The following is a 14,700-nucleotide window of genomic DNA, read 5'->3' on the forward strand; positions in this document are numbered from 1 at the left end:
CCTCCTCAACCGCCCGTCGGACCGCTCCAGTTCGCTTCCACATGGCCGAGCCGGACCCGCTGGGGGTGGTCGCCGACCGGCACCGAAACCGTCTTCTGCCCCGTCGCGAAGTCGATGGCGGTGACCTGGTCGGCGCCGCTCTCGGAGACGACGCAGTCCTTGCCGTCACCGCTCACGGTGGCCCAGTACGGCTTGGAGGCGGGGACCAGCGGCCCTTTCTGGAGGGTCGCCCGGTCGACGACCGTCGCGTAGTCGTCCATCGTCCCCGCGACGCACAGCTTGGTGCCCGAGGGGTTCATCGAAATGCCGTGGTGGCGCGAGTCGTTGACCCACGTCGTGCGGTCGCTGCTCGTCGCCGGGTTCTTCGGGAGGGTCTTCACCCGGGTGATCCTGTCGGTGGCCACGTCGTACTCCAGGAAACCGTTGAAGAACGACACCTGGAAGTACAGCTTGGACTCGTCCGGCGAGAAGACGGCGGGGCGGACGGCGTCGGAGAAGTCCCTGAGGCCGATGGCGTCGAGGCGCTGGCGCATGTCGATCACCTTGACCTGCTTGAAGGTGGCCGCGTCGACGACGGTGATCTTCCGGTCGCCCTTCGTCCAGTCCAGCCAGGGATCGTCGAGCGCGGTGGTGACGTCGCCGATGGCCATGTTCCAGATGTACTTGCCGTCGTGGGTGAAGATGTTCTCGTGCGGTTTGTCGCCGGTGGTGAACGAACCGAGCTGGGCGCCGGTCGTGATGTCGAGCACGTGCACGGTGTTCGCGGTGGAGGCCGAGACGGCGACCCGGGTGCCGTCGGGGGACACGGCCATGTGGTCCGAACGGTAACCCGCCACGGGGAAGCGCCAGTTGATCCGTCCGGTGCCGAGGTCGATCGAGACCACGTCGGCGAAGCTCGGGCGCGAGACCACCACCGACCGGCCGTCCGGCGTGGAGTACATGTCGTCGACGAACTGGTCGTGCCCCTCGCCGACGCCGTTGCGGATGCCCATGAAGTAGGCCCACTTGATGGGATCGGCGTTGATCGCGGCCATCCGTGCGGCCTTGTCCGGGATGACATCGATCCGGCCGATCCGCGCGAAGTCCCCGGAGGACCTGATGACGTCCGAGGTGCCTTCCCAGTTGTTGCCGACGAACATCACCTCGCGCAGATCGGCGGCGGCGGAGGTCCGCGCCCCGACGGCGGAAGCGGCGGTCGCCGTACCGCCGAGGGTGAGCGTGAGGGCCGCGGCGAGCGTGCAGAGGCGTCTGGCTCTGAGGACGGACATGGGGAGTCCCTGTCGTAGTGGGGGAGTGCGGGTGACGGCACGGTGACCAGGGGCGTGCTGTGCGTGCGTCGCGCATACGAATGTCGTGATCATGACAAATGGAAATCTGAACACGCCCGCTTTCAAAGTGCACTTACTGGAAAGTAAGGACTGGGGGAGCCTCTTCACAAGGGGCGGTACGCGAGAAAATCGCCGAAGGGGCGAACGCCGGTTCGGAGCGGCCCCGGGGGAGGAACGCGTGGCGGGCAGGCTCAGACAGCCCACCGGCCGCTACGGCGGCAGGACGGCCGAGGAACGGCAGGAGGAACGCCGTCGGCGTTTCCTCGACGCCGGGCTCCAGCTGTTCGGCTCCGGACCCGGGTACCGGTCCACCACCGTGGCGGCCCTCAGCGAGGCGGCGGGACTGTCCACGCGCCAGTTCTACGAGGCGTTCCGCGGGCTCGAAGACGTACTGGCGGCCCTCCACCTCCAGGTCAACGACTGGGCCGAGCGGGCCGCCCTGGCCGCCCTCGCCGAGGCCCGTGACCTGCCGCTCGCCGAGCGTGCCGCCGCCCTCTTCCGCGCCTACGCGGCGAACGTGACGAGTGATCCGCGCCGCATCCGCATCACCTTCGTGGAGATCGTCGGGGTGAGCGCGCGGCTGGAGGAGCAGCGGCTCGCCCGCCGGGCCCGCTGGGTCGAGTTCATCTGCGGCGAGGCGGCGAGTGCCGTCGCCCGCGGGGAGGCGGCGCCGCGCGACTACCGGCTGGCCGCCACCGCCTTCATCGGCAGCGTGAACGGCCTGCTGCACGACTGGAACGCCGGATGGGTGGACGCGACCCTGGACGAGGTGGTGGAGGAACTGGTCCGCCAGCTGCTCGGGATCCTGCGCCCCGCCGACTGGAGCGCGGACGGGGCCGCCGGTCCGTAGGCGGCCGCGGTCACGGCCCGCGAGGGGCCCGCCCTCGCCGGAGCTGCGGACGTGGGTGGACGCGCGGGCCCGGACGGCCGGGCACGGGCGAGGCGCTGTTCGACGCGGCGGTCGGCCGGCTGCGCGAGCGGCGCGACCCCGGGGCGGGTCACGGCGTCCGGCGCACGTGTTCCGGGGCTTTCGGGCGGGCCGCGGCGGCGAGGGTGACGATGTCGCGGTTCTCCAGGACGTGGCGGGAGGAGCCGTGGCGGGCGAGGTGGAGTGCGACGTGGCCGAGCTGTGCGGTACTGGTCACCAGGAGGGGGGAGAGCCGGAGCAGGCGCAGCAGCGGGATGATCGGGGTGGCGATGACGCTGCCCCAGCGGTAGGCGGGTGTCTTGGAGCGCGCGCCGTAGGACGACCGGACGGCGCCGGGGCGCAGTGCGTATCCGTGGGGGAAAGCGGTGATGACGGCGTTCTCGGTGCGGCCCTTGACCCGGGCCCAGCGGCTGCGGCCTTGTTCGGTGCTGTCGGTGCCGCCGCCGGAGACGTAGACGAACGTCAGGTTCGGGTTGATGGCGGCGAGCGTGTGCACGGCGGCCGTCGTGTAGCCGTAGGTGATGCGCTCGTAGTCCTGTGGGTCCATGCCGACGGAGGAGACCCCGAGGCCCCAGAAGCAGGCGTCCGCTCCGGCGAGCCGGTCGGCGATCGGGGTGAGGTCGAGGAAGTCGTCGTGCTGGACCTGGCGCAGTTTCGGGTGGGTCAGGGTCAGCGGTGTCCGCACGACGGCGACGACCTCGGTGACGTCGGGGGCGCGCAGGCTCTCGCGCAGGAAGCCGTCGCCGATGAGGCCGCTGGCGCCGAAGATGACTGCTTTCACGGTCTGTCCCTCTGTTCCGGTGTGTCGAGCGGTTCGATGTGGTGTGGCGGAGCGGTCACCCGGGCGTGCCTCGCGGCGCGCCGGGGTGGATCCGCCCGTGTGCGGGCCCGGCCCGCAGGTCGTGATGGGTGACGGCGAGGACGATGAGCGGCATCGCCCCCCACGGGTGCGCCGGTGACGGTGTGGACGGCGTCCAGGATGCTGTCGGTGTCGGTGTCGGTGTCGGTGTCGGCGTGGCCGGGGTCCTCAGGGGCGTCCGAGGCGTTCGAGCCGGTCGAGTGCCTCCGCTACCGGCGCCACCCCGTCCTCCGCGCGAAGACGTTCCGCGAGGTTTCGCGCGCACCGCCGGTACGCGGGCTCCGTGGTCGCCCGGACCAGCGCCGGTGCCAGCCGTTCGGCGCGCAGCCCCCGTGGCGGCAGGGCGCCGGGCGCGACGCCGAGCGAGACGAGCCGGGCCGCCCAGAAACCCTCGTCGAACTGGACCGGCACGGGCACCGCCGGGACCCCGGCCCGCAGCCCCGCCGCCGTCGTACCGGCCCCGGCGTGGTGCACCACCGCGGCCATCCGGGGGAACAGGACGGAGTGCGGCACCTCGTCGACGGTGAACATGTCGTCGCCGTCGGCGCGCAGCCCGCCCCACCCCCGCTGGATCACCCCGCGCAGCCCGGCGGCCCGCAGGGCGCGCACCAACTCGGCGCTCAGCCGTCCGGGATCGGGGACGGTGGCGCTGCCCAGGCCCACGAAGACCGGGGCGGGACCCGCGTCCAGGAAGTCCTCCAGCGAGGCGGGGAGCCGGGGGTCCTCGCCGTCGTGGGGCCACCAGTACCCGGACACGTCGAGCCCGCGTCGCCAGTCCCGCGGCCGGGGCACCACCGAGGGGCTGAACCCGTGGTGCACCGGCCAGTCCCGCCGCTCGCGGTCGCGACGGGCCGCGAGGGGACCGGCGGCCGGCAGACCGAGCCGCTCGCGCAGGTTCCGCACCGTCTCGGCGAAGACCCGCTCGACGGCCAGGTTCACCGCGTACCCGGCCGCGCGGTTGGCGGCGGGCCCCCAGGAGCGGGCGGTGGCCACCGCGGGCGCGAACTCCCTCGTCGGTGCCAGGGGCTGGAGATTCACTCCCATGCTGGGCAGGCCCAGCCCTTCCGCGACACAGTGCCCGAGCGGTGCCAGCGAACCGGACAGCAGGAGGACGTCGCTGGAGCGGGCGGCCGCGACCATGCCGTCGGTCAGCCGCCCGGCGAGCGACCGGGCCATCTCGACGAGCCGGACGATCTTTCCGGCGCCCGTGACGCTCCGCCGGAGCCGCCGCCCCCGCTCGGACTCCAGCTCGGCCCGCGGATCGACGGGCAGCGCGTGGAACCCGACTCCCGAACCCGGCACCAGGTCCGCGAAGCATCCGTGCGTCACGAGGGTGACCTCGTGCCCGGCCCGTACCAGGCCGTGCCCGAGTCCGGTGAACGGCGCCACGTCACCTCGTGAACCCGCGGTCATGATCGCTACTCGCACGACGGTCAGTATGGCGGGGTTCGCGGCCTGTGGCCCCCGCTTCACCGGAGGGAAGGCGTCCCCAAGGAACGAGCCATGGCGCAAAGTTGCTCTGGTTCGTCATCATGGCCAATGATCGAATCGGTGCTCGAGACAATTCGGTGGTGGGGGTGGACTGGGTGCGAGTGAAGTCGTACGTGGATCTGCATCGGGAGATGGCCGCGGACATCGAGGCGGAGCGGAATTCCGCGCTCGACCTGCTGGGGCCGTCGGCGGCCTCCGTCCGGGCGTCGGTCGCCGCACTCCTGGAGCACAGGACGTTCGCCTACCCGCTGTCCGTGCTGCCGATGATCGTCCACGCCGTGGAGACGGGAGCGCCCGGACCGGCGGTTCCCCTGGCCGTCGTCCACGAACTGTGGTGGACCTCCGCGTGCCACCTGGACGACCTCGCCGACGGTCAGACCGCCCTCACCGCCGGGGGGCTCGGTGAGAGCGAGGCGCTGCTCGCCACGGTCATCAGCGGAATTCCGCTCCCCCTGCTCGTCGTCCAGTCGCCGCGGATACCCGAGAGGGCGCGCGGCGCGCTGTCGGCCGAGGTCGTGAGGTGCTGGATCACCGCGACCGAGGGGCAGTTGAGGGACCTTCGCGCGGACGTGGGCGCGGCCACGCGCGACGCCGTGGTCGCGGCGTACCTCGGGAAGTCCGGCGCGCCGTTCAGCATGGTCACCGCCATGGCCGCGCAACTGGCCGGCTGTCCGGACGAAAGGGTCGAGCTCTGGCGGGAGTTCGGCAACGGCTTCGGCGTCCTGTGGCAGCTGTTCAACGATCAGCAGGACATCCTGACCGGCCGCAACGAAGACCTCGCGAACGGTACGGTGACGTATCTGCTGGCGTGCGCGCTGGAGGGCGCCGGCCCGGATGTGGCGGGCCGTCTCCTGGAACTGCACACCGCCGCGCGCCGCTCGCCCGACGCCGGAGCGGCGCTCATCGACCTCCTGCTCGCACCGGAGGTGCTGCGCCGGTACGAGGAGGGCATCGGCGGCTTCCGGGACAGGGCCCACTTCCTCCTGTCCGGACTCGGGGGCGACGCGGCCCATGCGGCCGTCCTGCACGACCTGGTGGACCGGGCTTCCCCGATGCTCCTCCGGGCGGCGGAACCCGTCGCCCAGGCGGTTCCGGCCCGGCGCTGACGGCGGTCCCGCCGGCCCCGGAGCCGGGCCCCTGCCGCCGGGCCCGCGCCGGTGCGGCCACCGGCCGAGGACGCCGGGCACACCGAGAAGGTCCAGGTCGGACGAGACCTGACCTGGACCTTCGGTCAGTTCCTCCCTACTCGTCCCATGCCTGTACCAGTGTCTGCTCGACGATCTTGCCGTCGCGCAACGACATCATCGACGTGCTCAGCACCCGCACCCCGTCCGCGTACACGCAGCTTTCGGTGTAGGCGACGTGGTCGCCCTGGACGACGCACTGCTCCATCTTGTGTGTCATGTCCCGGCTGTAGACGTCGTCGAGCATCTCGGCGATCTCGGCGCGGCCGTGTTTGATCATCGGGTGACTGGGCTGGGTGTTGCGGTCCACGATGCGCAGTTCCGCGTCGTCCGCGTAGAGCGACAGCAGATCTGCCGCACTGTGTCCTTCAATGCCCCGGCGCAGCGCCTCGGTGTCGAAGGCGGGGGCTGCCGCTGTGCCCATGGGTGACCTCCTCGGGAAGGCGCGGGCCGGCCGCGAGCCGGCCGCGCGGCGCCTCAGTACCGAGCGTCCTCCGCCCCGGCGCCCACGGCAAACGCAAGAATCCGATGCGCCTCCCGGGTGAGCGGGGACCGGACCGTGTGCGGCCCGTTCACGGATCGGCGGGGTGCCCGTGCCGCGGGGTGGTGTCCCCTCCGCCCCGTGCCGAGGGGAGGTCCGCGCCCCGTTCGCGCACCGTGGTGCGGAACGCGATGGGAGCCTGGCCGGCCCGCTGGTGGAAGTACTTGGCGAAGTTCGTGGCGCTGGAGAAGCCCAGCCGGTCGGCGATGCGGGCGGCGGCCAGGTCGGTGTGGGCGAGCAGCCGCTTGGCCTCCAGGACGACCCGGCGGTCGATGAACTCCTTGGCGCCGACCCCCGCCGATTCGAGGGCGGCCCGGGACAGCGTGCGGGCCGAGTAGCCGAGGGCGAGGGCGTAGTCGTCCACCCGGCGGGTGCGCGCGAAGTCCCGCTCGACGCCGGCACGGAACCGGAGAAAGGTTTCGCTCGGCTCTGCGGCCGGGCCGCCGGACTCCTCCGGATGGGCCAGACGCAGGAGCAGCACGTCCAGCAGATGACGTAGTACGGCATCGCGCGCCTCCCGCGGCAGCCGTCCCGGTGTCCGGAACTCGTGCTCCAGGTGTGCCGTGGCCACCCGCAACGAGGTGGCGGCCTCGGCCCTCGGGACGCGCAGCACGCGGGCGTGCGGATCGTCGAGACGGGCCGCACGGACGGTGGCCTCGCCCGGGAAGTCCCGCTCGAAGGCGATCAGGGTGCCTTCGGCCCGTGTGAGCTCTCCCCACTGGAGGACCTGCCCGGGGCGCGTCCACAGCCAGGAGCCCCGCCCGACGTCATGGGCCGTGAAGTCCACGGTCGGGCGCAGCGTGCCGGAGGAGAGCGTGAGCACCTGGTGGAAGGCGGGGCGCTGCGGCGCGCCGAGGTCGGTGCCGTGGACGCGGGCCCGGGCGCGCAGCGCGGCCAGCGAGATCACTTCCAGGCCGGCGGGTGCGTCGGCGGGTACCGCGAAGATGATCCCGGGGACGGCCTGCCCGGCCGGGTGTCGGTTCTTGACCATGATCAGTCGCCTGGGTATCAGGGTGGGACGTGCCTCGCCGCCCGGTCGGGGCCGGCCGCGGGCGGCCGCCCCTCGTGGCGGAAAGAAGGCATCACCCTAGAGGAGAGCCGGGCCGTCGCCAAGGAATTGCCGCGGTCCTTTTCGCCGGGGCGCGGTACCGGACGCGGTCGCGGTACCGGGGCGCGGTCGTGGTGCCGGGGTCAGCCGGCGGTCGCGAGGAACTGGGTGGCGGCCAGTTCGGCGTAGAGCGGGTCCGCCTCGACGAGTTCGCGGTGGGTGCCCACGGCGCGGACGCGGCCCGCGTCCATCACGACGATCCGGTCGGCCGACGTGACGGTGGACAGCCGGTGCGCGACCACCAGCACCGTGGTCGTACGGGCCACGTCGGCGACCGTGTCACGCAGCGCGGCCTCGTTGACGGCGTCGAGCTGCGAGGTGGCCTCGTCGAGGAGCAGCAGCCGGGGGCGGCGCAGCAGGGCCCGTGCGATGGCGACGCGCTGGCGCTCACCACCGGACAGTTTGGTGCCGCGATGCCCGACGAGCGTGTCGAGACCGTTGGGCAGCCGGGCCACGAGGCCGTCGAGGCGGGTCGTCCCCAGCACCCGGGTCAGCTCGCCCTCGCCGGCCTCCGGATTGCCGAGCAGGAGGTTGTCGCGCAGGGAGCCCGACAGCACCGGCGCGTCCTGCTCCACGTAGCCGATGGCGGACCGGAGGCGGGGCAGCTCCCACGCGTCGAGCGGGAGGCCGTCCACGCTGATGACGCCCGCCTCGGGCTCGTAGAACCGCTCGATGAGCGAGAACACGGTGGTCTTGCCCGCGCCGGAGGGGCCGACGAACGCGGTCAGGCCCCGGGCCGGGACGGCGAACGTCATGCCGTGGTGGACGTACGGCAGGTCGTCGGCGTACCGGAAGCGGACGTCCTCGAAGGCGAGCGACGCCGGCTCCGCGTCCGGCGCGGGCAGTGGCGCGGGCGGGGCGGCGGGTTCGGCGGGCAGCCGCAGGGCCTCCTGGATACGGGCGAGCGCGGCGGCACCGCTCTGGTACTGCGTGACCGCGCCGACCACCTGCTGGATCGGGGACATCAGGTAGAAGACGTACAGCAGGAAGGCGACCAGGGTGCCGACGTGGACGGCGCCGGTCGCGACCCGGGCGCCGCCCACCGCCAGGACCGTGATGAAGGCGACCTGCATCGCCAGGCCGGCCGTGTTGCCGGCGGCCGCCGACCACCTGGCCGCCCGCACGCTCTGCCGCCAGGACTCCTCGGCGGCCGCGTGGACGTTCCGCTCCTCACGGTGCTCGGCGCCCGAGGCCTTGACCGTGCGCAGCGCGCCGAGCGTCCGTTCCAGCGAGGCCCCCATCGCCCCGACGGCGTCCTGGGCCCGCCGGCTCGCCCGGTTGATGCGCGGCACGATCAGTCCGAGCACCGTGCCCGCGCACAGCACGACGCCCAGTGTGACGCCGAGCAGCACCATGTCGACCAGGCCCATCATCACCACCGTCGCGACGAGGGTGAGGCCGCCGGTGCCGAGGCCGACCAGGGAATCGGTCGTGACCTCGCGCAGCAGGGTCGTGTCGGAGGTGATGCGCGCCATCAGGTCGCCGGGCTCGCTGCGGTCCACGGCGGGTATGCGCAGCCGCAGCAGATACGACGACAGGGTGCGCCGCGCGCCCAGCACCACCGACTCCGCGGTGCGCCGCAGCACGTACGAACCCAGCGCTCCCACGGCCGCGTTGGTCACCACCAGGGCCGCCATGCCGAGCAGGGCCCGTCCGATCGGCCGGTCGTGCGACAGGTCGTCGATGAGCCCGCGCGCCACCAGCGGCAGCAGCAGACCGGTGGCCCCGGTCGCCAGCGCCAGCAGCGCACCCCCGAACAGCGCCCGGCGGTGCGGTCGTACGTACCCGAGCAGCAGGCGCCACGCGGGCACCTCGGGCGCGGTCTCGGTCAGGCTCACGGCGCTCCTCGCGGGAGTTGGGACGGGCGTTCAGGCTACGTCGGCGACGCGCCCGCACCGGCCCCGGCCGCGGTGACGGCGCGCGGACTCAGGACACGCGCTCCTCGAGTGCCGCGAGGGTGGCGTCGAGGTCCGCCGCGCGGGGCCGGTTGTGCGGGAGCTTCGAGAGCAGCGCGGCCATGCCGCAGGTGTCGGTGAGGGCGGAGAAGACCAGACCGCCCGCGATCCCGGCGGAGAGCAACTGCCAGGCGGGGTGCAGGAGTCCGAGGCCGAGGCCGGCGAGGACGACGGTGCCGGCGGTGAGGCGGACCTGGCGTTCCATGGCCCAGCCGGCCCGGGTGGTGCCGGACGGGCGGTGCAGTTCGTGCCCGCGCTCCGCCCAGGCGCCGGTGCCGCCGGTGAGCGTGGCCGCCGGCACCCCGTGCCCGGCCAGCAGGGCGCAGCCGTTCGCGGAGCGGGCGCCGGAGCGGCAGACGAGGAGCAGTTCGGCGCGGGCGCCGGCGAGCACGGGCAGCGCGCGGTCGAGCCGGTCCAGCGGAATGTTCAGGGCGCCCGGCAGGTGGCCGGAGGCGTATTCGCCGGGGGTGCGGACGTCGATGACGGTCAGCTCGCCGAGGCGGCCGTGGGCCTGGTCGACGTCGAGGGAGACGGAGGTGTTCATGCGGAGTGACATCCTTGCTCTTCGGGGGGTGCCCCGCAGGGCGGAGTAAGATACCCCTAGGGGTATGGATCGAGGAGTGTTCGTGGAACTGGAACTCGCGGGTGACGAGCTGAAGTCGGTGCTGAACCGGCTGCGCCGGGCGCAGGGACAGATCTCCGGAGTGATCCGGATGATCGAGGAGGGGCGCGACTGCGAGGAGGTGGTCACCCAGCTCGCCGCCGCCTCCCGGGCCCTGGACCGGGCCGGTTTCGCGATCATCGCCACGGGGCTCCAGCAGTGTCTGACCGACGTCGAGAACGGCGCGAAGAACGGTGAGACCAGTGAGCAGATGCGGGCCCGGCTGGAGAAGCTCTTCCTGTCGCTGGCCTGAGCCTCACAGGACGACGTCCAGGAGCATCAGTCCCGCCACGGCCAGCAGCGCCCAGGCGAAGATCCGCTGGAGCGTGCCGCCCGAGACCCGGGCGGCCAGTCGCTTCCCGTCCCAGGCGCCGAGGACGGCCGCCCCGGCGAACGGCGCCACCACCGCCCAGTCCAGGCTCTGCGCCGTTCCCGCGCGGGCGAGCAGCGCGGCGAGCGAGTTCGCCGTGATCACCAGCAGGCTGGTGCCGACGGCGGCCCGCATCCGCAGCCCCACGACGTTCACCAGGGCCGGTACGGCGAGAAAGCCGCCGCCCACGCCCAGTACCCCGGTCACCGCGCCGAGACCGGCGCCCGTTCCGGTGATCCGGCCGGTCCCCGCGGGCGCCGCCCCGGGCCCGTCGGCCGCCGGCCGGAGCATCCGGAACGCCGCGAGGCCCGCGATCAGTGAGAACGCGCCGGTCAGCAGGGCGGGAGGCAGCCGTCCGGAGACCGCCCCGCCCAGCGCCGCCGGGATCAGCCCGGCCGCCGCGAACAGCGCTCCGGCACGCCAGCGGACGGTGCCCTGCCGGGCGTGTGCCGACAGCGCGGTCGCCGAGGTGACGGTGACGATGACCAGGCTCGCGGTGGTGGCCGCCGAGGGAGTGAATCCGAGCAGGTAGATCAGGGCGGGTACGGTCAGCACGCTGCCGCCGCCGCCCAGCGCCCCGAGCGCGAGCCCGGTCACGGCCCCGGCGGCGAGGGCGAGGATCAGGACACTCACGCGGCGGGGTCCTCGGCCTCGGCACGGTCCGCGGCGGGAGCGGTCCGTGCCATCGGGAGACCGGAGGCGGCCGCGGCGGCGAAGGAGTCGTCGACGGCCACGACGTCCCGGCCCGCCGCGTCGAGCAGCGAGGCGGCGATCGCGGCCCGCGCGCCGCCGGCGCAGTGCACCCAGACGGTCCCGGCGGGTATCTCCCCGAGCCGGTCGCGGACCTGGTGCACGGGGATGTGCGCCGACCCCGCCACATGGCCCCCGGCGCGCTCCGAGTCGCGCCGGACGTCCAGGACCACGGTCCGGCCGGAGGGGTCGTACACCTCGGCCAGTTCGGCGAAGGAGGCGCGGCGGAAGGCGCGCGGCCGTTCCCCCTCGCGCACCCAGTCGGCCGGCGAGCCGATCGCGGCGGCGGCGGGACGGTCCACCCCGACCTGCGCCAGCTCCCGCTGGGCGCGGGCGAGTTGTTCCGGTGACTCGGCGAGCAGTGTGACCGGCTTGCCCCAGGGCAGCAGCCAGGCCAGATGGACGGCGAACTGTCCGTCCGCCTCGAAGTTGACCGCTCCGGCGACATGTCCCGCGGCGAACGCGAGCCGGCTTCGCAGGTCCACGACCCATTCGCCGGCCGCGAGCCGCGCGGCGATCTCCGTGGCGTCCGCGAGCGCGGGCGGGGTCAGATCGAGGGAGGCCGGGCCCCGGGCGTTGGCGGGCCCCATGTGGGCGTAGTACGCGGGCACGTCGTCGAGTCCGGCGAGCAGGTCCGCGACGAACGCGTCGACGTCCTTGATCAGGGCCTCGTTGCCGGCCCGCTCGCGCCCGATCGTGGTCGCGTCGCCCCCGCCGCCTCCCGCGGAGCAGAAGCTGCCGAAGCCGTGGGTGGGCAGGACGGCGGTGTCGTCGGGCAGCTCGGCGGCGAGCCGGTGCGCCGACGCGTGCTGGGCGCGGGCCAGCTCGTCGGTCAGTCGCGGCTCGACGAGATCGGGCCGGCCGACCGTGCCGATGAGCAGGGAGCCGCCGGTGAAGGCCGCGACGGCCCGTCCGTCCTCCTGGAGGACGTACGAGGTGTGGTGCGGGGTGTGGCCGGGCGTGGCCAGCGCCCGCAGCGTCAGCCCGGCGTCCACCTCCGTCGTGTCCCCGTCGGCCACGGGCACCCGCTCGAACGCGACCCGGGCGCCGGCCGGGACGAGGTAGGCGGCCCCGGTGAGCCGGGCCAGCTCCAGGCCGCCGCTCACGTAGTCGTTGTGCAGGTGCGTCTCGACGACGTACGCGATCCGCACGCCCCGCCGGGCCGCGGCCGTGATCACCCGCTCGGCGTCCCTGGGCGGATCGACGGCGACGGCGGTGCGCGGGCCTCCGGCCAGATAGCTCCGGTTGCCCAGGCCCGCCACCTCGATGGTGTCGACGAAGAACACGGCTGCACTCCTCTCCTGCGGGAAGCCCGATGGCTTCGCGGCTCGGTGAAAATTACCCCCGGGGGTATATCCACCGTAGCAGAGGTACCCCCGGGGGTATCTGGGAGGCGTTGCCGATGCGGCGGCGGGTGTCCGGGAGCGCTGTCCGTGCCGGGGCGGTGAACGGGTGAGGGGCGTCGGCCGTGCGGGGCGGCGGGCGCCCGGGGGTGCCGCCGACGGGCCGGTGGAGCGGATCACGGGGCGCCGGTCCCGGGCGGGGGCGGCGTCGTCCGCCGTACCGCGTCCGGAGCCGCCGCGGCCCACCTGGCCTTCTACCGGCGGGTCACCCCGTAGGGTCGGTCGGTGGAAGGTCCATCTAGGGAAGGGCTCATTCACATGGCGCAGGAAGTACGGGGCGTGATCGCACCGGGCAAGAACGAGCCGGTGCGCGTCGAGACCATCGTCGTGCCCGATCCGGGGCCCGGCGAGGCCGTGGTGAAGATCCAGGCCTGCGGGGTCTGCCACACGGACCTGCACTACAAGCAGGGCGGCATCAACGACGACTTCCCGTTCCTGCTCGGCCACGAGGCGGCCGGAGTCGTGGAGTCGGTCGGCGCCGGAGTCACGGACGTGGCCCCGGGCGACTTCGTGATCCTCAACTGGCGTGCGGTGTGCGGGCAGTGCCGCGCCTGTCTGCGCGGGCGCCCCTGGTACTGCTTCGACACCCACAACGCGAAGCAGAAGATGACGCTGAAGGACGGCACCGAACTGTCCCCGGCCCTCGGGATCGGCGCCTTCGCCGAGAAGACGCTGGTCGCGGCCGGACAGTGCACCAAGGTCGATCCGTCGGTCTCCCCGGCCGTCGCCGGACTGCTCGGCTGCGGAGTGATGGCCGGCATCGGGGCCGCCATCAACACGGGCAACGTCGGACGGGGCGACACCGTCGCCGTGATCGGCTGCGGCGGCGTCGGCGACGCGGCCATCGCGGGCTCCCGGCTCGCGGGCGCGGCGAAGATCATCGCCGTGGACATCGACGACCGCAAGCTCACGACCGCCGAGAAGCTCGGCGCCACGCACACGGTCAACTCCCGGACCACGGACCCCGTCGAGGCGATCCGCGACCTCACCGGCGGCTTCGGCGCCGACGTCGTCATCGAGGCCGTCGGCCGCCCCGAGACCTATCAGCAGGCCTTCTACGCCCGCGACCTCGCCGGCACCGTCGTCCTGGTCGGGGTGCCCACCCCCGACATGAAGCTCGAACTCCCGCTGATCGACGTCTTCGGCCGCGGCGGCGCCCTCAAGTCGTCCTGGTACGGCGACTGTCTGCCCTCCCGCGACTTCCCGATGCTGATCGACCTGCACCTCCAAGGACGCCTGGACCTGGGCGCGTTCGTGAGCGAGACGATCACCCTGGACGACATCGAGGCGGCCTTCGAGCGGATGCACCACGGCGACGTGCTGCGGTCGGTGGTGGAGTTCTGATGGCCGCGCGCATCGAACACCTCGTCACCTCGGGCACGTTCGAGCTCGACGGCGGCACCTGGGAGGTCGACAACAACGTGTGGATCGTGGGCGACGACCACGAGGCCGTCGTGATCGACGCCGCGCACGACGCCGACGCCATCGCGAAGGCGGTCGGCGACCGCCGCCTGCGCGGCATCGTGTGCACCCACGCCCACAACGACCACATCGACGCCGCTCCCGCCCTGGCGGAGCGCACCGGAGCCACCATCTGGCTCCACCCCGACGACCTGCCGCTGTGGAAGCTCACCCACCCGGACCGCATGCCCGACGCCTGGCTCCAGGACGGCCAGGTGATCGAGGCCGCGGGCACCGATCTGACCGTGCTGCACACCCCGGGCCACGCCCCCGGCGCGGTCTGCCTCTACGACCCGGGCCTGCGCACCCTCTTCTCCGGCGACACCCTTTTCCAGGGCGGCCCGGGGGCGACCGGCCGGTCCTACTCCCACTTCCCGACGATCATCGAGTCCATCCGCGAGCGGCTGCTCACCCTGCCCGCCGACACGGTCGTCCGTACCGGACACGGCGAGACGACCACGATCGGAGCGGAGGCGCCGCACCTGGAGGCGTGGATCGCGCGCGGCCACTGACGCTCCGCCGCCCTCGCGGCGGCGCGGATCCGGCGCCCCGCCCGGCGGTCGTCCGCCGGGCGGCGACACGGAGGGGACGCCACACGGATACCTGACAGAAGATGTCCGGCTTCCAGGAGACGCTCGTAGGAGAACACGGGGGAGCGCCC

The 14,700-nt window shown here is 73.3% G+C and carries 14 protein-coding genes; 5 read left to right on the plus strand and 9 right to left on the minus strand.

All coding sequences use genetic code 11. The features are described from left to right. Positions 1-5 precede the first annotated feature (5 nt). A complete protein-coding gene (locus CW362_RS01360; RefSeq protein WP_103547401.1) occupies positions 6-1,268 on the minus strand; it encodes a YncE family protein in 1,263 nt (420 codons plus the stop codon). 238 nt (positions 1,269-1,506) lie between these two features. On the opposite strand from CW362_RS01360, the gene CW362_RS01365 reads away from it, so the two are divergent. Continuing rightward, positions 1,507-2,178: a TetR/AcrR family transcriptional regulator gene (locus CW362_RS01365; protein WP_103547402.1), complete on the plus strand. Its 672-nt coding sequence runs from the start codon at positions 1,507-1,509 to the stop codon at positions 2,176-2,178. 148 nt (positions 2,179-2,326) lie between these two features. Here CW362_RS01365 and CW362_RS01370 read toward each other — a convergent pair whose 3' ends face one another. Together CW362_RS01370 and CW362_RS01375 are read right to left on the minus strand one after the other, a co-directional pair. Next, on the minus strand, positions 2,327-3,037 hold the full coding sequence (locus tag CW362_RS01370) for a Rossmann-fold NAD(P)-binding domain-containing protein (protein WP_103547403.1): 711 nt from the start codon (positions 3,035-3,037) through the stop codon (positions 2,327-2,329). Positions 3,038-3,283: 246 nt separating this feature from the next. Continuing rightward, the gene (locus CW362_RS01375; protein ID WP_103547404.1) at positions 3,284-4,528 is read right to left on the minus strand and encodes a glycosyltransferase; all 1,245 of its coding nucleotides are present in this window, start codon (positions 4,526-4,528) and stop codon (positions 3,284-3,286) included. A 164-nt stretch (positions 4,529-4,692) separates the two neighbouring features. Between CW362_RS01375 and CW362_RS45225 the strand changes: the two genes are divergently transcribed. After that, on the plus strand, positions 4,693-5,712 hold the full coding sequence (locus CW362_RS45225) for a polyprenyl synthetase family protein (RefSeq protein ID WP_276313630.1): 1,020 nt from the start codon (positions 4,693-4,695) through the stop codon (positions 5,710-5,712). 136 nt (positions 5,713-5,848) lie between these two features. Here the strand turns inward: CW362_RS45225 and CW362_RS01385 are convergent, their stop codons facing one another. The 4 genes from CW362_RS01385 to CW362_RS01400 all read right to left on the minus strand — a co-directional run bounded on the left by CW362_RS01385 (position 5,849) and on the right by CW362_RS01400 (position 9,938). Then, complete coding sequence (locus CW362_RS01385) at positions 5,849-6,214, minus strand: nuclear transport factor 2 family protein (protein WP_103547405.1); 366 nt, start codon at positions 6,212-6,214, stop codon at positions 5,849-5,851. Between the two features lie 148 nt (positions 6,215-6,362). Continuing rightward, positions 6,363-7,322, minus strand: a complete 960-nt coding sequence (locus tag CW362_RS01390; protein WP_103547406.1) for a helix-turn-helix transcriptional regulator — start codon at positions 7,320-7,322, stop codon at positions 6,363-6,365. Between the two features lie 200 nt (positions 7,323-7,522). Continuing rightward, on the minus strand, positions 7,523-9,277 hold the full coding sequence (locus CW362_RS01395; RefSeq protein WP_103547407.1) for an ABC transporter ATP-binding protein: 1,755 nt from the start codon (positions 9,275-9,277) through the stop codon (positions 7,523-7,525). An 88-nt stretch (positions 9,278-9,365) separates the two neighbouring features. Continuing rightward, positions 9,366-9,938 (minus strand): rhodanese-like domain-containing protein, encoded by a 573-nt coding sequence (locus CW362_RS01400; RefSeq protein WP_103547408.1) that lies wholly within the window; start codon positions 9,936-9,938, stop codon positions 9,366-9,368. 82 nt (positions 9,939-10,020) lie between these two features. Here CW362_RS01400 and CW362_RS01405 point away from each other — a divergent pair, with 82 nt between their 5' ends. Then, positions 10,021-10,308 (plus strand): metal-sensitive transcriptional regulator, encoded by a 288-nt coding sequence (locus CW362_RS01405; RefSeq protein WP_103547574.1) that lies wholly within the window; start codon positions 10,021-10,023, stop codon positions 10,306-10,308. 3 nt (positions 10,309-10,311) lie between these two features. Here the strand turns inward: CW362_RS01405 and CW362_RS01410 are convergent, their stop codons facing one another. Beyond that, positions 10,312-11,058, minus strand: coding sequence for a sulfite exporter TauE/SafE family protein (locus CW362_RS01410; RefSeq protein WP_103547409.1), 747 nt, complete (start codon positions 11,056-11,058; stop codon positions 10,312-10,314). Continuing rightward, positions 11,055-12,461, minus strand: a complete 1,407-nt coding sequence (locus CW362_RS01415) for an MBL fold metallo-hydrolase (RefSeq protein WP_103547410.1) — start codon at positions 12,459-12,461, stop codon at positions 11,055-11,057. Before CW362_RS01415 ends, CW362_RS01410 begins: the two co-directional genes overlap by 4 nt. Positions 12,462-12,836: 375 nt before the next feature. On the opposite strand from CW362_RS01415, the gene CW362_RS01420 reads away from it, so the two are divergent. Both CW362_RS01420 and CW362_RS01425 read left to right on the plus strand, forming a co-directional pair. Next, entirely contained in the window at positions 12,837-13,922 is a 1,086-nt protein-coding gene (locus CW362_RS01420) for an S-(hydroxymethyl)mycothiol dehydrogenase (protein ID WP_103547411.1), read from the plus strand. Beyond that, the gene (locus tag CW362_RS01425; protein WP_103547412.1) at positions 13,922-14,551 is read left to right on the plus strand and encodes an MBL fold metallo-hydrolase; all 630 of its coding nucleotides are present in this window, start codon (positions 13,922-13,924) and stop codon (positions 14,549-14,551) included. The genes CW362_RS01420 and CW362_RS01425 overlap by 1 nt, the downstream gene beginning before the upstream one ends. Positions 14,552-14,700 lie beyond the last annotated feature (149 nt).

Origin of the sequence: Streptomyces populi (assembly GCF_002911015.1) — a bacterium.
GTDB classification, from domain to species: Bacteria; Actinomycetota; Actinomycetes; order Streptomycetales; family Streptomycetaceae; genus Streptomyces; species Streptomyces populi.